The sequence below is a fragment of the Kitasatospora sp. NPDC007106 genome, assembly GCF_040634455.1.
In the GTDB taxonomy this organism is placed as follows: domain Bacteria; phylum Actinomycetota; class Actinomycetes; order Streptomycetales; family Streptomycetaceae; genus Kitasatospora; species Kitasatospora arboriphila.
In genome coordinates, this window is the sequence record NZ_JBEYFP010000057.1 from 1 (window position 1) to 21,221 (window position 21,221).

The 21,221-nt window shown below is 75.4% G+C and carries 17 protein-coding genes; 6 read left to right on the plus strand and 11 right to left on the minus strand.

Features of this window, described 5'->3' with window-relative positions:
* The coding region (locus ABZ641_RS08795) for a hypothetical protein (RefSeq protein WP_359980214.1) at positions 1–520 on the plus strand (520 nt) is incomplete at its 5' end.
* Positions 521–650: 130 nt separating this feature from the next.
* Here the strand turns inward: ABZ641_RS08795 and ABZ641_RS08800 are convergent.
* Positions 651–995, minus strand: a complete 345-nt coding sequence (locus ABZ641_RS08800; RefSeq protein WP_344626836.1) for a hypothetical protein — start codon at positions 993–995, stop codon at positions 651–653.
* 187 nt (positions 996–1,182) lie between these two features.
* Between ABZ641_RS08800 and ABZ641_RS08805 the strand changes: the two genes are divergently transcribed.
* Complete coding sequence (locus ABZ641_RS08805; protein WP_359980217.1) at positions 1,183–2,496, plus strand: nucleotide sugar dehydrogenase; 1,314 nt, start codon at positions 1,183–1,185, stop codon at positions 2,494–2,496.
* A 15-nt stretch (positions 2,497–2,511) separates the two neighbouring features.
* Here the strand turns inward: ABZ641_RS08805 and ABZ641_RS08810 are convergent, their stop codons facing one another.
* From ABZ641_RS08810 to ABZ641_RS08845, 8 genes are all read right to left on the minus strand, one after another.
* Positions 2,512–3,702 (minus strand): hypothetical protein, encoded by a 1,191-nt coding sequence (locus ABZ641_RS08810; RefSeq protein ID WP_344626838.1) that lies wholly within the window; start codon positions 3,700–3,702, stop codon positions 2,512–2,514.
* A gap of 142 nt (positions 3,703–3,844) precedes the next feature.
* Positions 3,845–6,391 carry an SUKH-4 family immunity protein gene (locus tag ABZ641_RS08815; RefSeq protein WP_359980220.1) on the minus strand — a complete coding sequence of 849 codons (2,547 nt, stop codon included), beginning with the start codon at positions 6,389–6,391 and terminating at the stop codon, positions 3,845–3,847.
* Between the two features lie 22 nt (positions 6,392–6,413).
* Entirely contained in the window at positions 6,414–7,415 is a 1,002-nt protein-coding gene (locus tag ABZ641_RS08820; RefSeq protein WP_344628083.1) for an SMI1/KNR4 family protein, read from the minus strand.
* 101 nt (positions 7,416–7,516) lie between these two features.
* On the minus strand, positions 7,517–8,620 hold the full coding sequence (locus ABZ641_RS08825) for a DegT/DnrJ/EryC1/StrS family aminotransferase (protein WP_344628082.1): 1,104 nt from the start codon (positions 8,618–8,620) through the stop codon (positions 7,517–7,519).
* Entirely contained in the window at positions 8,617–10,170 is a 1,554-nt protein-coding gene (locus ABZ641_RS08830; protein WP_359980223.1) for a Rieske 2Fe-2S domain-containing protein, read from the minus strand. The genes ABZ641_RS08825 and ABZ641_RS08830 overlap by 4 nt, the downstream gene beginning before the upstream one ends.
* Positions 10,167–11,312: a DegT/DnrJ/EryC1/StrS family aminotransferase gene (locus ABZ641_RS08835; protein WP_359980226.1), complete on the minus strand. Its 1,146-nt coding sequence runs from the start codon at positions 11,310–11,312 to the stop codon at positions 10,167–10,169. Before ABZ641_RS08835 ends, ABZ641_RS08830 begins: the two co-directional genes overlap by 4 nt.
* 35 nt (positions 11,313–11,347) lie before the next feature.
* Positions 11,348–12,328 (minus strand): NAD-dependent epimerase/dehydratase family protein, encoded by a 981-nt coding sequence (locus ABZ641_RS08840; RefSeq protein ID WP_344628079.1) that lies wholly within the window; start codon positions 12,326–12,328, stop codon positions 11,348–11,350.
* Positions 12,325–13,539: a Gfo/Idh/MocA family oxidoreductase gene (locus ABZ641_RS08845; protein WP_359980229.1), complete on the minus strand. Its 1,215-nt coding sequence runs from the start codon at positions 13,537–13,539 to the stop codon at positions 12,325–12,327. The genes ABZ641_RS08840 and ABZ641_RS08845 overlap by 4 nt, the downstream gene beginning before the upstream one ends.
* Before the next feature lie 368 nt (positions 13,540–13,907).
* On the opposite strand from ABZ641_RS08845, the gene ABZ641_RS08850 reads away from it, so the two are divergent.
* From ABZ641_RS08850 to ABZ641_RS08860, 3 genes are all read left to right on the plus strand, one after another.
* On the plus strand, positions 13,908–14,408 hold the full coding sequence (locus ABZ641_RS08850; protein ID WP_344628077.1) for a YwqJ-related putative deaminase: 501 nt from the start codon (positions 13,908–13,910) through the stop codon (positions 14,406–14,408).
* A gap of 37 nt (positions 14,409–14,445) precedes the next feature.
* Complete coding sequence (locus ABZ641_RS08855) at positions 14,446–14,940, plus strand: SUKH-3 domain-containing protein (RefSeq protein WP_344628085.1); 495 nt, start codon at positions 14,446–14,448, stop codon at positions 14,938–14,940.
* A gap of 173 nt (positions 14,941–15,113) precedes the next feature.
* Positions 15,114–16,322, plus strand: a complete 1,209-nt coding sequence (locus ABZ641_RS08860; RefSeq protein WP_359980232.1) for an acyltransferase family protein — start codon at positions 15,114–15,116, stop codon at positions 16,320–16,322.
* Between the two features lie 7 nt (positions 16,323–16,329).
* Here ABZ641_RS08860 and ABZ641_RS08865 read toward each other — a convergent pair whose 3' ends face one another.
* Positions 16,330–17,607 carry a histidine kinase gene (locus tag ABZ641_RS08865; protein ID WP_344628075.1) on the minus strand — a complete coding sequence of 426 codons (1,278 nt, stop codon included), beginning with the start codon at positions 17,605–17,607 and terminating at the stop codon, positions 16,330–16,332.
* Positions 17,608–17,891: 284 nt separating this feature from the next.
* Here ABZ641_RS08865 and ppc point away from each other — a divergent pair, with 284 nt between their 5' ends.
* A complete protein-coding gene (ppc, locus tag ABZ641_RS08870) occupies positions 17,892–20,627 on the plus strand; it encodes a phosphoenolpyruvate carboxylase (protein ID WP_344628084.1) in 2,736 nt (911 codons plus the stop codon).
* Between the two features lie 60 nt (positions 20,628–20,687).
* Here the strand turns inward: ppc and ABZ641_RS08875 are convergent.
* A partial coding sequence (locus ABZ641_RS08875) for a hypothetical protein (protein ID WP_359980235.1) occupies positions 20,688–21,221 on the minus strand: 534 nt, incomplete at its 5' end.

The window sequence follows — 21,221 nt, forward strand, 5'->3', positions numbered from 1 at the left end:
CAACAACGACGACCCCGCCATGCCCTGGAGCGCACCCTTCACCTTCGCCCAGGACCTCGGCCAGGTCGACGCCCTCACCATGATCCAGAGCAACTACGGGTCCCCGGGCAACCTCGAACTCATCGCCCGCGTCCGCGACACCCTGCAGTTCTTCTGGCGCGACTCCGGACCCGCCTTCCACTGGAACGGCCCCTACCAGATCGCCACCGGCGCCGCCGGCAACCCCGCCCTCATCCAGAGCCGCTTCGGCCACCAGGGCAACTTCGAACTCGTCTACCCCGCGGCCGGCGGCGGCATCGGCTTCATGTGGCGCAACAACGACGACCCCGCCATGCCCTGGAGCGCACCCTTCACCTTCGCCCAGGACCTCGGCCAGGTCGACGCCCTCACCATGATCCAGAGCAACTTCGGATCCCCGGGCAACCTCGAACTCATCGCCCGCGTCCGCGACACCCTGCAGTTCTTCTGGCGCGACTCCGGACCCGCCTTCCACTGGAACGGCCCGTGGCGCCTCCTGTGACCCGGCACTCCGGGTGACCGGCCGCTGCCGGTGACCGTGCCCCGCGGGCGGCCCGTCCCAGGACGGGCCGCCCGTCGTCGGGGCCGCCCGGTGTCAGCAGCGGCCGGAGGTCGTCAGCGGCCGGAGGTCGTCAGGACGGCCCGCCCGTCGGCCGGTCCGGCGGCCGGAAGCCGGGGTCGTCCCAGGCCAGCCCGTCGCCGGGCCGCTCCTTGGGCCGGGCCCGCGCCTCCCAGGCCGAGACGAACAGCTGCTCCCCCGGCGAGAAGACCCGGCGGGCGGTGTCCGGCACGGCGTCGGTGTAGACCCCGAGGACTCCGGGCAGTGCGAGGACCTTCTCCCGCTGCCCCTCCCCGACCACGGCCAGGACCACCCGCTGCGAGCCCAGCTGGGTCACCGCCACCAGTTCCCGCAGGCGGTCGAGCACCCCCTCGACGGGGGCGAGCAGCACCAGTGCCTCGTGCGGCGGCTCGTTCATACGTCCATCCCATGACCGTCGGCACGCCCTGTCAACCGCTGGGCCGGAAGGCCCGGTTGTGCCGGACGCACGCGTTTGCCCGAAGCCGCCCACGCACCGGCACGCCCTCCGTACCCTCGTGTGAAGAAGGTGTGGGCCCGCCCCGCAGAGGGTGTGCGCACCGTCGCGATGGAGGGGGTACTTCGTCATGCGCGTGGTCATCGCAGGGCAGGGCTACGTCGGACTGCCGCTGGCCGTCCGGGCCGCCGAGGTCGGGCACACCGTGGTCGGGTACGACGTCGACGAGCGGCGCATCAAGCGGCTCGCGGTCGGCGAGTCCTACGTCGAGGACATCCCCGGCAGCCGGCTGCAGCCGCTCCTCGACAGCGGCGCCTACCTGCCCTCGGCCGACCCCTCGGACGTGGCCGGCTTCGACATCGCGGTGATCACCGTGCCCACCCCGCTGCGCGACGGCGCCCCCGACCTGTCGTACATCGAGGCCTCGGCGCAGCTGCTCGCCCGCCACCTGCGGCCCGGCGCGACCGTCGTCCTGGAGTCCACCACCTACCCGGGCACCACCGAGGAGCTTCTGGCCCCGCTGCTGGAGGAGGGCTCCGGGCTGCGGGCCGGTGACGACTTCCACCTCGGCTACTCCCCCGAGCGGATCGACCCGGGCAACCCGCGGTGGAAGCTGGAGAACACCCCGAAGGTCGTCTCCGGCACGACGGCGGAGGGGCTGACCGCGGTCGACGCCTTCTACGGGCAGCTGGTGGAGCGCACCGTGCCGGTCTCCTCCTGCAAGGAGGCCGAGCTGACCAAGCTGCTGGAGAACACCTTCCGGCACGTGAACATCGCCCTGGTCAACGAGCTGGCGATGTTCGCCCACGACCTCGGCATCGACGTGTGGGAGGCCATCGACGCGGCCTCCACCAAGCCCTTCGGCTACCTCCGGTTCACCCCGGGGCCGGGCGTCGGCGGCCACTGCCTGCCGATCGACCCGTCCTACCTGTCCTGGCGGGTGGAGCGGACCCTCGGCCGGTCCTTCCGCTTCGTGGAGCTGGCCAACGACGTCAACAGCCACATGCCGGACTACGTGGTGCAGCGCCTCACCGAGGCGCTCAACGAGCGGCGCCGCTCGGTCAACGGCTCCCGGATCCTCGTCCTCGGCCTCGCCTACAAGAAGAACACCGGCGACGCCCGGGAGACCCCGGCCGCCCGGGTGGTCGAGCTGCTGACCAGGATGGGCGCCGAGGTCCGCGCCGCCGACCCGCACGTGGTGGCCGGCGTCCACGTCGCCGAACCCACCGTCCCCGGCCAGCGCACCGCCTCCCCCGACCACGAGGGCGACCCGCTGGCCACCGTCCGCCGGGTCGAGGCCACCCCGGAGGAGCTGGCCGCCGCCGACGCGGTGGTGCTGCTCGCCGACCACGACGAGTTCGACTACGCGGGCATCACCGAGCACGCGCAGTACGTGCTGGACTGCCGGCGGCGGCTGGCGGGGGCTTCGGTCGAGGTGCTGTGAGCCCAGGGCGGCCGCTCAGCCGCGGCGAGTGACCCGGTTGGGGCGGGTGTCGTGGTCGATGCCGTCGTCCACGATGACGATCTTGGGGACGATCTTCGGCTCGGCCCCGGGCTCCTCGGCGGCGTTCTCCACCGGGGCGGCCTGCTCGGCGGCCTCGGTGCGCACCTCGGCCGCGGCCTCCTCGGGGACGGTCGCCGGCTCGGCCTCGACCGCAGGCGCCTCCGCGGCCGGCAGCGGCTTCTTCAGCAGCAGGTCGAGGGTCAGCTCGGGCTCGTTCGCCTCCTTGGCCGCGGCCTCCAGGGCGGCCGGGCGGCTGCCGGGCTCGATGCTGCCGAGGGCGGCGCCGGTCAGCTCCGCGAGGGTCTGCTTGACGGTGTCGAGGCGCTCCTGCATCTCGGCGTGCCGCGCGGCGAAGTCGGACTGGTCCGACTCGCTGTTGGAGCGGATGTTGTCGGCCTTGCGGCGGGCCGCGGCGAGCAGGTCCTCGGCGCGCTTCTGGGCGGCGCCCTCGATGGCGCGGATCTCCGCGAGGATGTCCTCGCGGTGCTGCTCGGCCTCCCGCAGGCGGCGCTCCGCACCGGAGGTGATCTTGGCCTCCTCGGCGTCGGCCCGGGCCTCCGCCTCGGCGAACATCTCGTCGGAGCGGCGCCGCAGCTCGGCGAGCTTGTCCTCGGCGCGCTCCTCGGCCTCGGCGGCGGCGACCCGGGTGCGGGCGGCGTCGGCGGTGGCGGTGTCGTGGGTGGTCCGGGCGTCCTGCTCGGCCTGGTCGAGGATCGACTCGGCCTCGGCGCGGCTGCGGTCCTCGGTCGCCCGGGCGGCCTGCTCGGCCTCGCCGCGGACGGTCGCGGAGTGCGTCTCGGCCGCGCGGGCGGCGGCCCTGCCGGCCTGCTCGGCGTCGGCCCGGGCCTGCTCGGCGTCGCGGGCGGCGTTGTCACGGACGGCCGCGGCCTCGTTCTCGGCGATCAGCATGAGCGCGCCGGCCTGGGCGCTGAGCCGTCCGTAGTCGGGCTCGGGCGCGTCCTCCTTGGCCCGGAGGATCTCGCCGAGGCGCTTCTCCATCTCCCGCAGACCGGCCCCGAGCACGCTGAGCCGCTCCCAGGCCTCGTCGCGGTCGGCGGTCAGCGCCCGGAGGGTCGCGTCGACCTGCTCCATGGCGTAGCCGCGGCGGGCCACCGTGAAGCCGTGCTGGGAGACGGCGTCGCTCATCGGCTCTTCCCCTTGTGCTGTGGGTGTGCATCTGTTCGCGGGCGTCCCACGGGGCACCCACTTGACCTATTTTGCGCAGATACGGTCGAAAGCCCAACAAGGCGAGGCCGGGGGCGGGACCGTACGGCCCGCCCCCGGGCTGCTACATCAGACCGTCCCAGAGCTGCTCCAGGAGCACCGCCCACCAGCCCTCGGGGGTGTGCAGCGCCGCCGGGTCGACCGCCATCAGCTGGGCCTGCAGGTCGGTCGTCCAGCGACCGGCCTGCTCCGGCGTCAGGCCGTACCGGAGCCGCCACATCCGGCCGAGGACGGCGAGGCTGCGGACGAACTCCGGCACGCCGGTGTTGACGAAGCGGGGCGGCTCACCGGTTCCCTCCAGGTCGACGGCGACCACCGCGGCGGTGCCGTACTGGACGCACAGCTGCCGTCCGTAGTCGTTGCCGAGCACCAGGTAGCCGCCGAAGTCCGGGCCGGCCGGGCGGCCGCGCTCGGCGGCCAGCTCGGCCAGCGTCGGGATCGGCCGGCCCTCCTGGGCCTGCGCCCAGAAGAACGGCGGGAACTCGCGCGGCAGACCGGCCCACATCAGCGTCTGGGCGACCGCCTCGGGCACGCCCTGCCGGGAGACGGCACGCTGCTCGAAGCGGAACACCGCACCGCCGAACGCCTGCCCGAGCTCCGCCCCGAGCTGCTGCGGGGGGATCGGCGGCAGCTGCGGGACGGCACCGGGCGGCGGCAGCGGCGCCTGCACCGGCCGGGGCCGCTGCGGGGCGGCGGCCAGCTGGTGCAGCTGGTCCAGATGGTCCAGCAGCATCGCCATGCCGGCCTGCCGGGCCTGCCGGTCGCGACCGTACGGGACGGTGTGGGTGATCCGCACGTTCGGCCAGGAGGACTTCACCATCCGGGCGCAGTAGCCGCCGGGCAGGTCGCACAGCTCCAGCTCGGTGTGAAACTCCAGCACCTGGTCCGGCGGCACGCCGAGGCGGCGCATCTCCTGCAGCGCCTTCCACTCCGGGTGCGGGGTGCCGGGCTCGCTGGCCATCACCAACGACTGCTCGGAGCCGTCCGGACGGCGGTAGCTGATCACGGCCTGGGTTCCGGGGCCGATGGTCGGCACCCCGGCGGCGGGCGGCGGCACCGGGGCGGCCTGCGGCGCGGGGGCGGGCGGCGCGGGCACGGCCGGCGGGGCACCCACCGGACCGGCGCCGGGGTAGCCGTAGCCGGGCGGCGGCGGTCCCGGGACGGGGGCCATGCCGGCCGGCGGCGGGGGCATCGCGGGGCCGGGCGCGGGCGCACCGGGTCCGGACGCGCCGGGGCCGCCGGGCAGGTCGATGGCGTGCGCCAGCTGGGTGGCGGCGTGCGCCACCCCGGCGGCGTCCGGCGCGGCCGGTGCGGGCTGGGCGGGGGCGGCCTGGCCGCCCTGGGCGAGCGAGGCCGGGGCGGGCGGCGGCGGGGTGGACGGCGCCGAGCGGCCCGTCCCCGCACCGGCCGGACCGGCACCGCCGCGGAGCTCCGCGGGCGGGGGCGGCGGCGGGGCGGACGGCGCGGAACGGCCCGTCCCCGCACCGGCCGGACCGGCACCGCCGCGCAGCTCGCCCGGCGGGGGCGGCGGCGGGGTGGACGGGCCGGAGCGGCCGAGCTGGACGCCGGCCGGCGGGGTGCCGGGGGCGCCGGGCAGGCCCATCAGTCCGGGCGGGCCGTCGGTGGCGAGCATGGTCGGCGCGTACGCCACGCCCGGGCCGGAGGCGCCCTGACCGGGAGCGCCCGGTCCGGCGGTGCCGGGGCCGGGCGGGACCGGCGGCAGCTGGTCCGGCGTGGCGAGCACGGTCGGCGCGTGCTCGACCGCGACCGGGGGCACCGGGGTGCCGGCCGAGGGCGTACCCGACCCCGGGAACGGCGGCGGGGCGGTCGGCGGTACGGCGGGCGGCACCGGCGGCGCGGTCGGCGGCACGTCGAACCCGAAGCCCTCGGGCATCGCGACGGTGGCGGCCGGCGGGGCGGGCACCGCGGTGGCCGGCATGGGCACGGTGAGCCCCTCCGAGCCGGGCGGCGGCGGGACGGGCATCGGCACGGTCAGGCCCTCCGAGCCGGGCGGCGCCGCCTCGGCGGACCGCTCCCGCAGCCCGTCCAGCTGCGAGGGCGGGGCCAGCATGGTCGGCGCGTCGCCGGCCGGCCGGTCGGAGGCGGGCGGCATGGTCTGCACGGCCGGGGCCGCCGGGACGGGCTGCGGCGCCGGGGCGGGCTCCGGCACGGCCGCCGCGGCGGCGGGTGCCGCGGGCGGTTCGGCGGTGGGCGCGCCCAGCCGCGCGTTCTCGGCGGCGATCGCGGCCGCCCCGGCCTCCTGCAGCCACTGCGGCGGGCTGAGTAGGAACGAGGTCGCCTCGACCGCGCCCGGCACCGGCCGGGCGGCGCCGGCCGGGTTGGGCTCCGTCCGGCCGCCGTACGTCTCCTCGAACTGGCGGACCACCTCGTTGACCGGCAGCGGCGGCCAGAGGGTGCTCGCCCCGCTGTCCCGGGCGATCACCAGCCGCACCTCGCCGCCCTCCGGGGGCTCGCCCTCGGCCCCCTCCACCGCCCAGCAGACGAAGCCCAGGTCGAACTCCCGCACCCGTACCTCGCGCTGCCGGGAGCGCGGCACGCCGGCGTTGATCCAGTCCTCGGCGATCTCCTGCGCCTGCGCGTACGTCACCACGCCCGGCTCACCCCTCCGTTGCTCAGTTCACCGGGACGGCCCGGGCGAACCCGCCGTCCACCATCAGCTCCGCGACCGTCTCCAGCTCCGGCGGACTGCCCGCCAGCCGGAGCAGGAACGCGTCGAAGCTCTCCCCGCAGGGCAGCAGCAGCCGCGCCACCCTCTCCTCCGGCGGTTCCGTGCCGCCGCCGTCGCGCGCGTCGTCGTACGGGCAGAACCAGACCGAACCGGTCCGTTCGCCCCGCACCTTGAGCGCCAGCAGACCGCCCTGGACGTAGGCGATGCCCAGGTAGTCCTTGGTGAGGTGGTCGCGCAGGCACTTGTTGGCGTACACCAGGTCGTGCACGCCGTACTCCTCGCTCAGCGTCAGGAACGGCTGGTCGAGGAGGACTCCGTAGTCGGCGTCCAGGGCGACGCCGGCCGGGGCGCGGCCGCCGGCGATCTTCAGGAAGCTGCGGTAGGCGCCGGGCAGCGGGTGCCCGAGCCGCTGCTCGGCGCGCTGCACCAGGTCCTCGGACACCGCGACCGGGTCGCCGCCGTCCATGGCCAGCGGGAAGTGCACCGGCCGGCGCTCCTGGAGCGGGCGGGTGCCGCGGCGGGCGTGGTCGGCGGAGGAACGGGCGAGGCCGCCGTGGTGCCGCAGCAGCGCCTTGACCTCGACGGGGACGAGCTCCATCCGGCGCCAGCCGGGCGCGGCCCGGCCGACGGCGTGGTGCCAGGTCCAGCCGGGCGGGGTGGCGACGGCGGTCGTCAGGTCGGCCCACAGCTCGTGGCCCTGGGTGAACAGCGCGGCGTTGGCGGACACGTAGTCGGTGAGCCGCAGCTCGTCCACGCCGAAGCCCTCCGGCGGGTCGGCCACCTCGGCGGCCGCGGCGGCGTACGGACCGAAGTCCGGGAAGCCGTACTCGTCCACGCGGACACCGGCCGGGTGCTTCTCGGCCCGGATCGGGTCCGGGAACTGCACCACCTGGCCCGCGTACGCCGAGTTGGGCGCGGCGGCGGCGCCGGGCCGACCTGTCGTCATCAGGGCTCCCCCACTGGCTCTGCACTGTTGCGGGCACCAGCGTAGGGGAAGGGACACCCCTGGAGACCAGGGGCGTCACTCCCGTTCCGGGCGGCACCGCGTCAGCGGCGCACCGCCTTCGCCAGCACCTCCGCCACCCGGCTCTGCTGGTCCTCGGTGATCTGCGGGAAGAGCGGCAGGGTGAGCAGTTCGGCGGCGGCCCGCTCGGCGACCGGGAAGGCCCCCTCGGCGTGGCCGAGGCCGCGGAAGGCGGGCTGCAGGTGGACGGGCACCGGGTAGTGCACCCCGGCGCCGATCCCGGCGGCCTGCAGGTCGGCGAGGACGGCGTCGCGGCCGCGTGCCACCCGGACGGCGTACAGGTGCCAGACGTGCTCGTTGCCGGGCAGGGTGCGCGGCAGGGTGATGCCGTCGACGCCGGCGAGCAGCGCGTCGTAGCGGGCGGCGGCGGCCCGGCGGGCCTGGTTCCAGGCGGGCAGCCGGCGCAGCTTGGCGCGCAGCACGACGGCCTGCAGGGTGTCCATCCGGGAGTTGAAGCCGAACCGCTCGTGCACGTACTTGCGGCCGGAGCCGTGGTCGCCGATCAGCCGGACGGCGGCGGCGAGGCCCTCGTCGTCGGTGACCACGGCGCCGGCGTCGCCGTAGGCGCCGAGGTTCTTGCCGGGGTAGAAGCTGGTGGCGGCGATCCGGCCCCAGGAGCCGGAGACCCGGCCGTCCTGCCGGGCGCCCTGGGACTGTGCGCCGTCCTCGACCACGGGCAGCTCGCCGGCGATCTCCAGCAGCGGCGCCATCGGGGCGAGCTGGCCGTTGAGGTGGACGGGCAGCAGCACCGCGGCGCCGGGCAGCGCGTCGGCGACGGCCGCCGGGTCGATCAGCAGGTGCTCGGGGTCGACGTCGACCAGGACGGGCCGCAGCCCGGCCCGGACGACCGCCTCGGCGGTGGCGACGAAGGTGTTGGCGGGCAGCACCGCGCCGGAGCCGGGCGGCAGGTCGAGGGCGCGCAGGGCGAGTTCGAGGGCGTCGGTGCCGTTGGCGGTGCCGACCGCGTGCCGCACCCCGGAGAAGGCGGCGTACTCGGCCTCGAAGGCGGCCACGTCGGGGCCCTTGATGTAGGCGCCGCCCGCCAGGACGGCGTCGAAGCCCGCGCGCACCTCCTCGGCGACCTCGGCGTGGGCGGCGTGCAGGTCGACGAGCGGGATGTCGGTCATGGGATTCGCCCCTCGGCGGGTTCGGTGGACAGTGCGGGCACGGGCACGGCTTCGGGCTCGGCGGGCTCGGGCTCCACGCGCAGCGGGAGGCTGCCGCCGGAGAGGCAGGCGCCGGTCGCGGCGTCCCACCGCCAGTGGTGGCGGGGGCACTCGACGACGCCGTCGGCGATCACGGCGTGGGCGAGGTCCTCGCCGGCGTGCGGGCACCAGCGCTGCAGCCGCAGGCCGTCGCGCCGGACGGTCTCGTCGGAGGCGGTGCGCTCGTGCACCAGCCGGCGGGTCTGGGCGGGCTGGTGGCCGTACCGCAGCAGCGAGAGCAGGGTGAGGTCGAAGACGTCCGGGTCGCGGTGCAGGGCGAGCCGCATGGAGAGCAGGGCCTCCTCCCAGCCGGCCCGGCCGTCGAGGACGGCGCGCAGGGCGCGCGGCGGGACGCGGATGGTGTAGCCGGGGTCGACCGGTTCGTCCTCCAGGTCGACCCGGGCGGCGAGGTCGCCGAGGGCGATCCGCCAGGCCTCGCCGCCGGCCTCCAGGGCGAGCCGGCCGCGGTAGTCGGCGAGCAGCGGGCGGTTGAGCCGGCGGAGCCGGTCGAAGTGGGCGTCGACCTCCTCGGCGGTGGGCGGCGCGGGCTCGCCGCGGTGGTACGCCTGCCACTCCTCGCGGCGGCGTTCGCGGTAGTCGGCGAGGTACCCGGCCGGGTCGGTGAGCCAGCGGCCGGGCGGGGCCGGGGGCACCTCCCGGCCATCGGGCCCGGGGAGCGCGCCGACGGTGTCGCCGGGGGCCGTCCGGACGACCTCGACCCCGGGACAGGCGGCGGCGAAGTCGGCGGCGACGTCCTCCCAGTGCGGGAAGATCGTCCGTTCGCGGTCGTTGAACCGGTCGAGCTCCGGGTCGAGGAAGCAGGCCGGGCCGGCCGAGGGCAGGTAGCGGCGGGCGCCGGTGAGCCGGACCTTGCGGACCAGACTGTCCATCAGGTCGGCGCGGACGGCGGCGGTCTTGGCGGCCATCCGCGCGGGCGGGTAGTCGTAGGCGTTGGGGTACCACATGGCGCCGGAGTACTGGGCGGCCAGCAGGTCGACGCCGCCGGGCAGGTCGGACAGCGGCGGGTTGCAGTCGTTGAGGTCGAGGAAGCGCAGCCCGCCGAGGTCCAGCAGCAGGCCGCTGTCCTCCTTGTGGCTGGTGTCCAGCAGCATGGTGGCGGTGGCGTCCGGGCCGAGCCGGTGGGTCTCCCGGTGGCCGAGCGGCACCTGCCGGGTGAAGCCGAGTGCGGCGAGCCGGCGCTGCAGCGACCGGGTCCGGTAACGGGGCACCAGGACGGCGGTGTCCCGGGAGAGCCGGTCGAGCAGCCGCTCGTCGAGGTGGTCCTCGTGGGTGTGCGAGACGTAGAGGTAGTCCCAGCGGCCGGCCACCACCTCGGGCAGCAGCGGCCGGTTGTCCGGGTACGGGAACCAGGCGCCCAGGAACGCGGGGTGGAACCACGGGTCGATCAGCAGCCGCAGGCCGGCGTGCTCGACCGCGAAGCCGGCGTGCCCGAGGTGCCTGATCGAGGTCACCCGACGGCCTCCCGGAGGGCCGCGACGACGCGGTCCTGCTGCTCCTCGGTGAGGGTGTGGAACAGCGGCAGGATCAGCGAGCGGTGGGTGATCAGCTCGGTGGCGGGCAGCGGCACCCGGGCGGTGCCCTTGTACGGGGCCTCCAGGTGGGCGGCCATGATGCCGCGCCGGGCGGAGACTCCGGCGGCGGCGAGCCGGGCGAGCACCTCGGTGCGGTCGGGGGCGGTGTCCGGCAGCAGCAGCCAGCAGGCCTGGTAGTTGCCGGTGCCGTGGGCGGGGTCGGCGATCAGCCGTGCGGCGAGCGGGCCGAGCAGGCTGCGGTAGCGCTCGGCGAGTTCGCGCCGCCGGGCGACCATGGCGGGCAGCTTGCCCAGCTGGACCAGGCCGACGGCGGCCTGGATGTCGGTCATCCGGTGGTTGAAGCCGATCTCGTCGTAGGTCTCGACGACGGCGGCGCCGCCGGAGGCGCTGTGCCGGTCGGCGGCGGAGACGCTCATCCCGTGCTCGCGCAGCCGGCGCAGCCGGGCGGCGAGGTCGGCGTCCTGGCAGGTGACCATGCCGCCCTCGCCGGTGGTGAGCAGCTTGCGCGGGTGGAAGGAGTAGGCGGCGATCTCGGCGGCGGCGCCGACCGGGCGGCCGCGATAGAGGGAGCCGGCGCCGCAGGCGGCGTCCTCGACGACGGTGGCGCCGCGGGGTTCGACCAGGGCCCGGATCGCGTCGAGGTCGACCGGGACGCCGCCCTGGTCGACGGCGATCACGGCCCTGGTGCGGTCGGTGAGCACGGCGGCGACCGTGTCGGCGGTGAGGTTGCCTGTGGCGGGGTCGACGTCCGCGAAGACCGGGACGGCGCCGACGTAGGTGACGGCGTTGGCGGTGGCGACGAACGAGAGCGAGGGGACCACCACCTCGTCGCCGGGCCCGACCCCCGCGCCGATCATGGCGAGGTGCAGCGCGGTGGTGCAGGAGGAGACGGCGACCGCGTGCGGGACGCCGAGGTGCTCGGCGAAGGCCCGCTCGAAGGCGGCGACCCGCGGGCCCTGGGCGACCCACCCGGAGCGGACGGCCTCGGCGGCGGCCTCGGCCTCCTCCTCGCCGAGCCACGGCACCATGACGGGGATGACGGCCGCGGGGGTACTGGACACGGGGGCGCTCCGAACTGCTCGCGGGTCGGTCGTGGTCACTGCGCGCGCCACCAGGCGACGAGCCGGCGCAGGCCCTCGTCGAGGCCGAGGTCGGGCTTCCAGCCGAGGTCGCGTTCGGCGGCGGAGATGTCGGCGAGCCGGCGGACCACGCCGCCCGCGGTGCCGCGGGCCGGGCCGTGCTCGACGTCGAGGTCGCTGCGGTCCATCGCGGCGAGCAGCGCGTCGGCGAGGCCGCGCAGCGAGACCTCGCTCGCGGAGGCGATGTTGTAGACCCGGTCGGTGACGGGGGCCGCGGCGGCGAGCAGGTTCGCCCGGGCGATGTCCTCGGTGTAGACGAAGTCCATGGTCTGGGTGCCGTCGCCGAAGATCAGCGGGGGTTCGCCGGAGGCGATCCGCTCCATCCAGCGGATGAACACCTCGGTGTACCGGCCGTGGACGTCCATCCGGGGGCCGTACACGTTGAAGTAGCGCAGCGCGACGTAGTCCAGGCCGGTCATGGCGTGGAAGCTGCGCAGCATGCCCTCGTTGAACGCCTTGGCGGCGCCGTAGAAGGTGTCGTTGTTGTAGGGGTGCTGGGTCTCCGGCGTCGGGAAGGTGTCGGCAAGGCCGTAGACGGAGGCGGTGGAGGAGGCGATCAGCTTGCGGACGCCCTTCTCGGCGGCGGCCTCGACGACGTCGAAGGTGCCGTCGACCATGATCTCCAGGGCGAGCCGGGGTTCGGCGGCGCACTGGGTGATCCGGATCGCGGCGAGGTGGAAGAGCAGGTCGGTGTCGTCGCCGAGGAGTTCGCGCAGCAGTGCGCGGTCGCGGATGTCGCCGTCGACGACTCGCAGTTGGCCGGGGGCGGCGAGCTCCAGGGCGCGGGCGAGGTTCTCCGTGCGGCCGCGGACGAAGTTGTCGAGCACGACGACCTCGCGGGCACCGGCCTCGATCAGCTGGTCGACGACGGTGGAGCCGATGGTGCCGGCGCCTCCGGTGACCAGGCAGCGGGAGCCGGGGACGGGGACTGCGTTCATCGGGCGGCGGCCCTCTCCTGTGCGGTGGACGACGGTGCGGGGCTCGGCAGTGCGGTGACGGGGTCGGTGCCGGCGGCCGGGCCGACGGGCACGGTGGCGCCGCCGAGTTCGAGGCTGCGGGAGGCGGCGTGCAGCAGGCGCAGCACCCGCAGGCCGGAGCGGCCGTCGGTGAGCGGGGCCCGGCCCTCGGTGACGGCGGCGGCGAACTCGGCCATCACGTTGCGCAGCGCCTCCTGTTCGACCAAGGCGGGGGCGACCATGTCGCCGACCCGGTACGAGATCATGGCGCGGTGCCGGATGGCGTCGGTGAGCTCGTCGGGCGGGGTGAGGTCGACGCCGCGGTCGTGGATCGCCAGCCGGGCCTGCGGGTTGAGGTCGTCCCAGACGAGGGTGCGCCGGGAGCCGCCGATCAGGGTGGTGCGGACCTTGGTCGGCGAGAGCCAGTTGACGTGGCAGTGGGCGAGCGCGCCGTTGCTGAGTCGGACGGTGAGGTAGGCGACGCAGGCGCGGCCGGCCCCGATCGGGTCGGCGCCCTGGGCGCTGACGCCGACCGGTTCGACGCCGGGCGGCAGCACGAAGTCGAGGATCGACAGGTCGTGCGGGGCGAGGTCCCAGAGCACGTCGACGTCGGGCTGGACGAGGCCGAGGTTGATCCGCACCGAGTCGAAGAACTGGACGTCGCCGATCTCGCCGCCGTGCACGAGCTCGCGGATCCGGCGGACCACCGGTGTGTAGCAGAAGGTGTGGTCGCACATCAGCACCAGTCCGCGTTCTTCAGCGAGTTCGCACAATTCCGCGGCCTCGTCGGCGGTGGTGGTGATGGGCTTCTCGACGAGCACGTGGCGGCCGGCCTCCAGGGCGGCGCGCACCAGCTTGTAGTGGGCGGCGGCGGGGGTGGCGACGGCGACGGCCTCGACCCGGTCGTCGGCGAGGACTTCGTCGAAGGAGGTGGTGGTGCGGACGGTGCTGTACTCGCCGAGCACCCGGCGGGAGCGTTCCTCGTCCAGGTCGCACAGCCAGTGCAGCCGCAGGGCGGGTGTCTGCTGGGCGTTGCGGACGAGGTTGGGTCCCCAGTACCCGGCGCCGACCACGGCGAGGCCGATCCGGCGCCCGGGCGCGGATCCGGTCGTACCCGGCGTGGGGACGTGCTCGCCGGGCGCTTCGTGCGCCTCCTGCGCCGGCGCGTGCCCCTGCCCGTGCTGCGTCGACATCGACAAGACCCCCCTTGTCCGGTGCCGGAGCGTCACTGCCCCGGAGCACCCCGCGTCCGTGCGGCCCCCCGGATCGGATCACCACCGCCGGCCCTGCGGCCGGCGGCGCCCCACGGTGCTGCCCAGGTGGCCCCGCCGCTGGAACGGTACCGGCCGCCGTACGCCCCCGGGGGCCGAATCCGCAAACCCGCGGCGCGCCGTGACGGCCTTCGCAACGCTCCGTACACCCCGGGTCCGCGGCGCTGCGAAGGGTTTGACAGTCTTGAGGCCCACAATGAGGGAGCAGGTCGGCGTCCACCGACCGTCAGCACCCCGGCAGACTGCCGACCGGGGCCGGAGACCCGCGCGGAACGCGATCGAGGAGAACCATGTCAGCGAGCCCGACGGCCGACCGGGAGGCCGGCACCGCCGAGCAGCCGGCGGCCCCGGCCGTACCGCGACTGCTGCACGTGCGGGACAGCGTGCTGCCCGCGGTCGCGGCGGCGCTCTCGCTGAAGAACGGCGAGGTGCACACCCTGGCCGGCGACAAGGCCGACCTCGCTCCGCTGCTCCACCCGCTGGTCGGGGACTTCCTCGCCGGCCTGCCGATCGAGCACCGCGAGCGGTTCACCGGGCGGTGCCCGGAGGCGGTGCTGCTCTCCCAGTACCTCACCACGGTGGACGGGGCGCGGTCCAAGCGCGCCTCGCGCAAGCCGCTGGGCCTGCACGACGCCCGCAAGGCGTTGCGGGGCGCCCGGCTGACCACCCTGCGCATCCGCGAGGAGGGGGACCCGGCGCACGGCACGCACGCGCCGCCGTGCCGCTCCTGCGCGGCCCTGCTGGACCACATGAACGTCGCGAGCGTCGCCGTCGGGCCCACCACCCGCTGACGCGCGCCGTCCCTGTCCCCGAACCACGGAGCAGACCCTGAACGCGACCGCCGTACGAACCCAACCGCGCTTCCCCGCCGACGTGGCCGCCGCCCTCAAGCAGGCCGGCTGGCACCCCGGACGCTGGGAGATCCGCCAGGCCGAGGCCTGGGCGGACGTGCTCGCCGTGCACGGCGGGCCCCTGGACACCCCGCACTCCGTCTTCCCCGCCGCCGTGGAGGCCTGGGCCGAGTTCGGCGGGCTGGCCTTCGACCTGGACGGCGCCGGCCGGGCACTGGCCCGCACCCCCTTCCTGCTCGACCCGCGCTGCGGCCTGCACCAGCCGCGCACCCTGGCCGACCTCGGCCGCGCGCTCGGCACCCGCCTCGCCCCGCTCGGCGAGGAGCGGTACGGCCAGGCACTCCTGGCGATCGACGAACTCGGCCGGGTCTTCAGTCTGGACCACACCGGCGAGTGGTACCTCGGTGCCACGGTCGACCAGGCGCTCGCCACCCTGGTCATGGGGCTCCCCCCGGAGCGGCTGCGCGCCTGACGCTCCGGCACCGCCCGTTTCCCCCGCACCGGCTGACGGATCGTCGGCCGGTGCGCTCCCGTCCGTCACCCTTCGTGCGCGGGCGCGCCGCTTTCGCCCGAACCCCTCCCGTCCCGCCCGCCCCGGGTCCACACTGTGTGGCAATTCCGAGGAGAAGACCGGGAGGAATCGCGATGAGCGCCCCCACCGCCGCCGCGGACCGCACCGAGACCCCCGACCCCGACACCGGCGCCGACCCCGACACCGCAGAGGCCCCCGGGCGGCAGCCGCTCTTCGACAACGCCAAGTTCGCGGCGGTCGCGCTGGTGGTGTGCGCGCACACCTGGATGCCGCTGGCCGGCGCCGACCGGACGGTCGCCGCCGCGGTGCTGACCGTCGCGGCCTTCGCGATGCCGGTGTTCGTGACGCTGTGCGGCCGGTTCGCGCAGCCCCGGCCGGGCCGTCCGGCGGTGGACGGCCGCCGCCTGGTGACCGGCGTCGCCGTGCCGTACCTGGTCTTCCAGGTGCTGTACAACCTGGTCGGCATGGCGCTGGAGGGCCGGTTCGCACCGTTCTCGCTGCTGGAGCCGCGCTGGCTGACCTGGTTCCTGCTCTCGCTGTTCGTCTGGCGGCTGACCGTGCCGCTGTGGACGGCGCTGCGGCATCCGCTGGCGGTGGCCGTGCTGGTCGCGGCCGCCTCGGGCGCCGCCCGGGCGCTGCCGGAGGAGCTCGCGCTCAGCCGCACCCTCGCCTTCCTGCCGTGGTTCGTGCTCGGGCTGGTGCTGCGCCCGCACCACGTCGCCCTGCTGCGGCGGCCGGCCGTCCGGCGCTGGGCCCCGGCGGTGCTGGCCGCGGTCTTCGCGGTGCTGTGGCTCGCCGCCCCCGAGCTGCTGAACCCGGGCTGGGTGGAGTACACCGGCAGCGCCGCCCAGTTGCACGTCCCGTACCCGGTGTGGCTGGCCGTCAGGGCCTCGCTCGGACTGCTGTCCCTGGTCGCCGGGGCGGCGTTCCTGGCCCTGCTGCCGGAGGGCCGGACCCGCTGGACGGCGCTGGGCGCGGCCTCGCTCCACGTCTACCTGCTGCACGGGCTGCCGCTGAAGCTCGTCCAGGCCTCCGGCGTCTACCACGCCCGGGTCCTGCACCACGCCTGGACGGCGCTGCCCCTGTTCGGCACCTTCGCCCTGACCCTCGCGGTGGTCCTCGCCCTCCCGCCGGCCGTCCGCCTCTTCACCCCGCTGGTCGGCCCGAGACTCGCCGACCGCCTGCTGAAAGCACCCCCGGAGGGCGAACCACGAGGGGCGCGGGGAGCGGCGCAATCAGGGAGCGGGCGGCCCGACGGCCACGGCCGACCGGAGTTCACCGGGCGACCCGCACCCGGACTGCGCGGTTCCCCGCGCCCCTGAGGGGCCGCTAAGCCAGCCGTTCCGAGGGCACCGCCAGCCGGGAGGGCAGCACCGCCTCGACGCGGAAGCCCCCGTCCGGCTCCGGGCCGGCGTCGAAGCTGCCGCCGAGGGAGACGACCCGTTCGCGCATGCCGACCAGCCCGTTGCCGCCGCTCGGCAGGCGGACGGGCTCGGCGCCGCCCGGGCAGTCGTTGACCACGGCCACCCTCACCCCGTTCGGCACGAAGGCCAGCAGGACGGACACCCGGGCCCCGCCGGCGTGTTTGTGGGCGTTGGTCAGCCCTTCCTGGACGACCCGGTAGGCGGTCTGTTCGGCGTCCCCGCGGTAGGGGCGGCGCTCGCCGCTGACGGTCAGCGAGACCGCCATCCCGGCGGCCCGGGACTGTTCGACGAGTCCGGTGACCTCGGTGAGGCCGCCCGTGCTCTCGGCGGCGGCCGCGGCCGGCTCGGCCATCCGCAGCACGCCGAGGATCTCCCGCAGCTCGTCCAGGGCCTGCCGGCCGACCTCTCCCATCAGTTTGGCGCTGGCCTGCGCCTTCTCCGGGTCCTTGGTGATGATCCGCTCCAGTGCTCCGGCGTGCACCACCATCAGGCTGACCCGGTGGGCGACCACGTCGTGCATCTCGCGGGCGATCCGGGTGCGCTCCTCCAGCCGGGCCCGCCGGGCCCGTTCGCTGGCCTGTTCGGCGAGCAGGTCGAGTTCGGCCTCCAGGCCGAGCGCCCGGTCCGTGAGCGATTCGACGAGTCGGCGGCGGGCGCCGACGTAGAGGCCGGTGACCACCGGCGGCACGGTCAGGCCGACCGAGACGAGGGCGGCCAGCAGGACGAACACCCAGGTCGGCGGGGTCTCCTCGGCGGGCACCTGGGTGGGGGCGAGCATGTAGACGAGGGCCATGCCGAAGGTCTCGGCGAGGGCGATCGCGGAGAGCGCGACGACCCGGCGGCGGCGCGAGGGCCACTCCCAGGTGGCGGCCAGCGTGTAGAGCGAGACGACCAGCAGCACCATGCCGAACAGACCGGGCACGAAGACCAGCCCGACCAGGACGGGTACGGCCGGCCAGCGCCGCCGCACGACCAGCGTCGCCCCGGCCAGTGCCCCCAGCACCGCCGACACGACCGCGGCCGGCGCACCGAGGTGCAGCCGGTCCCCCACCATGCCGTACGCCCCCGCGGCGCACTCCAGTCCGGCCAGTCCGGCCAGCCCCACGTCCAGCAGCGCACTGCGGCGCCGGGGCCACCACCCCAGGGTGTGGACCGGCCCGCCCCCCTCCGGCGACTTGCTCATGGGGGACAGCGTAAGGCCGTCCCTCGGGCCCTCCCCAGCGAGTTCTGCGGGACCCGGCGCGAGCGGCACCCTGTCCGCCATCCGGCCAATCTCGGACGCGGCACCCGGTGCCACCTATGCTGTGCGGGTCGGACAGCGCGGTCCGCACGCATCACCGTTACAAAGGTGATGAGAGCCGTTGCCGAACCCCCCACCACCACAGGGAGACAGCCGTGACCGCTCCGGTCCCCGCCTCGTCGGACGCCTCGTCCGCGACCGCCGGCCCCGACGCCGACAACGCCGCCCTGCGCGCGGACATCCGCCGCCTCGGCGACCTGCTCGGCGAGACGCTGGTCCGGCAGGAGGGCCCCGAGCTGCTCGGCCTGGTGGAGCAGGTCCGCCTGCTCAGCCGCACCGACGGCGAGGCCACCGCCGAGCTGCTCGCCGGCATCGACCTGGAGACCGCGGGCAAGCTCGTCCGTGCCTTCTCCACCTACTTCCACCTCGCCAACGTCACCGAGCAGGTGCACCGCGGCCGCGAGTTCGCCACCCGCCGGGCCCGCGAGGGCTCGCTGCTCGCGCAGACCGCGGACCAGCTCGCCGAGGCGGACCCGAAGCACCTCCAGGACACCCTGGCCCACCTGGCCGTCCGGCCGGTGTTCACCGCGCACCCGACGGAGGCCGCCCGCCGCAGCGTGCTCAACAAGCTGCGCCGGATCGGCGAGCTGCTGGAGCGCATCCACCGCGAGCACCTCGCCTCGGGCCTGTCCGAGGCCGACCCCGTGCGGCACTCCTCGGCGAAGCGCCAGGCCGACCGCCGGCTCGCCGAGGTCATCGACCTGCTGTGGCAGACCGACGAGCTGCGGATCGCCCGCCCCGAGCCGACGGACGAGGCCCGCAACGCCGTCTACTACCTGGACGAGCTGTACCGCGAGGCCGTCCCCGCCGTCCTGGAGGAGCTGCACGAGGAGCTCGCCCGGGTCGGCCTGGCGCTGCCCGACGGGGTGCGCCCGCTGACCTTCGGCACCTGGATCGGCGGCGACCGCGACGGCAACCCCAACGTGACCCCGCAGGTCACCTGGGACGTCCTCAACCTGCAGCACGAGTACGGCATCAAGGACGCCCTCGCCACCGTCGACGACTTGCGCAACTCGCTCTCCACCTCGGTGCGCCTCGCCGGGGCGAGCGAGGAGCTGCTGGCCTCGCTGGACGCCGACCTCAAGGCGCTGCCGGAGCTCAGCCCCCGCTACAAGCGGATGAACGCCGAGGAGCCGTACCGGCTCAAGGCCACCTGCGTCCGCCTCAAGCTGGAGAACACCCGGGACCGGCTGGCCGCGGGCACCCCGCACGTCGAGGGCCGCGACTACGTCGGCACCCGCGAGCTGGTCGCCGACCTGCGCCTGATCCAGGACTCGCTGCGCGCCCACCGCGGCGGGCTGATCGCCGACGGCCGCCTGGCCCGCGCGATCCGCACCGTCGAGGCGTTCGGCCTGCAGCTCGCGACCATGGACGTCCGCGAGCACGCCGAGGCCCACCACCACGCGCTCGGCCAGCTCTTCGACCGGCTCGGCGAGGAGGCCTGGCGCTACGCGGACATGCCGCGCGAGTACCGGCAGCGGCTGCTCGCCAAGGAGCTGCGCTCGCGCCGTCCGCTCGCGCCCGTCCCGGCCCCGCTGGACGCGGCCGGCGCGAAGACCCTCGGCGTGTTCAGCACGATCCGCGAGGGCTTCGAGCGGTTCGGCGACGAGATCGTCGAGTCGTACATCATCTCGATGTGCCAGGGCGCGGACGACGTGTTCGCGGCGGCGGTACTGGCCCGCGAGGCCGGTCTGATCGACCTGCACGCCGGCATCGCCAAGATCGGCATCGTGCCGCTGCTGGAGACCACCGACGAGCTGCAGCAGGCCGACCGGATCCTCGACGAGATGCTCTCCGACCCGTCGTACCGCCTGCTGGTGTCGCTGCGCGGCGACATCCAGGAGGTCATGCTCGGCTACTCGGACTCCTCCAAGTTCGGCGGCATCACCACCTCGCAGTGGGAGATCCACCGCGCCCAGCGCCGGCTGCGCGACGTCGCCCACCGCTACGGCATCCGGCTGCGGCTCTTCCACGGCCGCGGCGGCACCGTCGGCCGCGGCGGCGGCCCCTCGCACGAGGCGATCCTCGCCCAGCCCTGGGGCACCCTGGAGGGCGAGATCAAGGTGACCGAGCAGGGCGAGGTCATCTCCGACAAGTACCTGCTGCCGTCGCTGGCCCGGGAGAACCTCGAACTCACCGTCTCCGCGACGCTCGCCGCCTCGGCGCTGCACACCGCGCCGCGGCAGGCCCCGGAGGAGCTGGCCCGCTGGGACGCCGCGATGGACCAGGTCTCCGAGGCCGCACACACCGCCTACCGCGGCCTGGTCGAGCAGGAGGACCTGCCGAAGTACTTCTTCGCGGCCACCCCGGTCGACCAGCTCGCCTCGCTGCACCTGGGCTCCCGCCCGTCCCGCCGCCCCGACTCCGGCGCCGGGCTGGACGGCCTGCGGGCCATCCCGTGGGTCTTCGGCTGGACGCAGTCCCGGCAGATCGTCCCCGGCTGGTACGGCGTCGGCGCGGGCCTCGCCGCCGCCCGCGAGGCCGGTCTCGGCGACGTGCTGGACGAGATGTACGGCCAGTGGCACTTCTTCCGCAACTTCCTGTCCAACGTCGCCATGACGCTGGCCAAGACCGATCTGCGGATCGCCCGCCACTACGTCGAGCAGCTGGTGCCCGCCGACCTGCACCACATCTTCGACCAGATCACCGCCGAGCACGAGCGCACCCTGCGCGAGGTGCTCCGGCTCACCGGCGAGACCGAACTGCTCGACCACAACCCGGTGCTGAAGCAGACCTTCGCCGTCCGCGACGCCTACCTCGACCCGATCTCGTACCTCCAGGTGGCGCTGCTGCGCCGGCAGCGCGACGAGGCCGCCAAGGGGCTGAGCGAGGACCCGCTGCGGGCCCGCGCCCTGCTGCTGACCGTCAACGGCGTCGCCGCCGGTCTGCGCAACACCGGCTGACCCGGCACCCGCCCGGCCCGAGGGGCGGTCCCGCACACCGCGGGGCCGCCCCTCGGCGCGTCACCCCGTCGCCGACGGCTGCTCCACCACCTCCACCGCGTACGGCCGGTAGCGCGCCACGAGGTCGGCCCGGGCGGTGTCCGCCTGCGGCGTGCCGACGGCGATCCCGGTGCCGTCCACCAGCTTGCCCACGCCGGTGATCTCCACCCCGCGCTCCCGCCAGTACCCGGTGTCCCTCATCACCTCGGTGCACACCCGGCCCAGGTCGAACTGCGAGTGGGGCGCGTCGCGGAAGCGCAGGTCGGCCGCTGCGCCGCCGAGAGCCGCCGAGAGCCGGGCGTCCAGGTCGCTGCCCGGCACCCGGAAGACCAGCACCTGCCCGACGCCGCGGTCCACGCAGACCCCGGCGATGTGGAAGCGGTCCTCCCGCAGGGCGAACCTCCAGGCCCGCTCGGCCGTTTCGTCCGGCCCGGTGTCCCCGATCGGGGCGGTGCCGGACGCCCCGCTCCGCAGCCGGGCCGGACAGGTCAGGTCGGGCAGCTCCGTGACGTCCGGTGCGGGCGGCGGGGCGGTGGCCGCCGGCGCCGCCCCGCC

Bases quoted from the DNA above. Each gene is read 5' to 3' on its own strand.
- ABZ641_RS08800 (WP_344626836.1), bottom strand. From the start codon at position 995: ATGAACGAGCCGCCGCACGAGGCACTGGTGCTGCTCGCCCCCGTCGAG.
- ABZ641_RS08805 (WP_359980217.1), top strand. From the start codon at position 1,183: ATGCGCGTGGTCATCGCAGGGCAGGGCTACGTCGGACTGCCGCTGGCC.
- ABZ641_RS08810 (WP_344626838.1), bottom strand. From the start codon at position 3,702: ATGAGCGACGCCGTCTCCCAGCACGGCTTCACGGTGGCCCGCCGCGGC.
- ABZ641_RS08820 (WP_344628083.1), bottom strand. From the start codon at position 7,415: ATGACGACAGGTCGGCCCGGCGCCGCCGCCGCGCCCAACTCGGCGTAC.
- ABZ641_RS08825 (WP_344628082.1), bottom strand. From the start codon at position 8,620: ATGACCGACATCCCGCTCGTCGACCTGCACGCCGCCCACGCCGAGGTC.
- ABZ641_RS08840 (WP_344628079.1), bottom strand. From the start codon at position 12,328: ATGAACGCAGTCCCCGTCCCCGGCTCCCGCTGCCTGGTCACCGGAGGC.
- ABZ641_RS08845 (WP_359980229.1), bottom strand. From the start codon at position 13,539: ATGTCGACGCAGCACGGGCAGGGGCACGCGCCGGCGCAGGAGGCGCAC.
- ABZ641_RS08850 (WP_344628077.1), top strand. From the start codon at position 13,908: ATGTCAGCGAGCCCGACGGCCGACCGGGAGGCCGGCACCGCCGAGCAG.
- ABZ641_RS08860 (WP_359980232.1), top strand. From the start codon at position 15,114: ATGAGCGCCCCCACCGCCGCCGCGGACCGCACCGAGACCCCCGACCCC.
- ABZ641_RS08865 (WP_344628075.1), bottom strand. From the start codon at position 17,607: ATGAGCAAGTCGCCGGAGGGGGGCGGGCCGGTCCACACCCTGGGGTGG.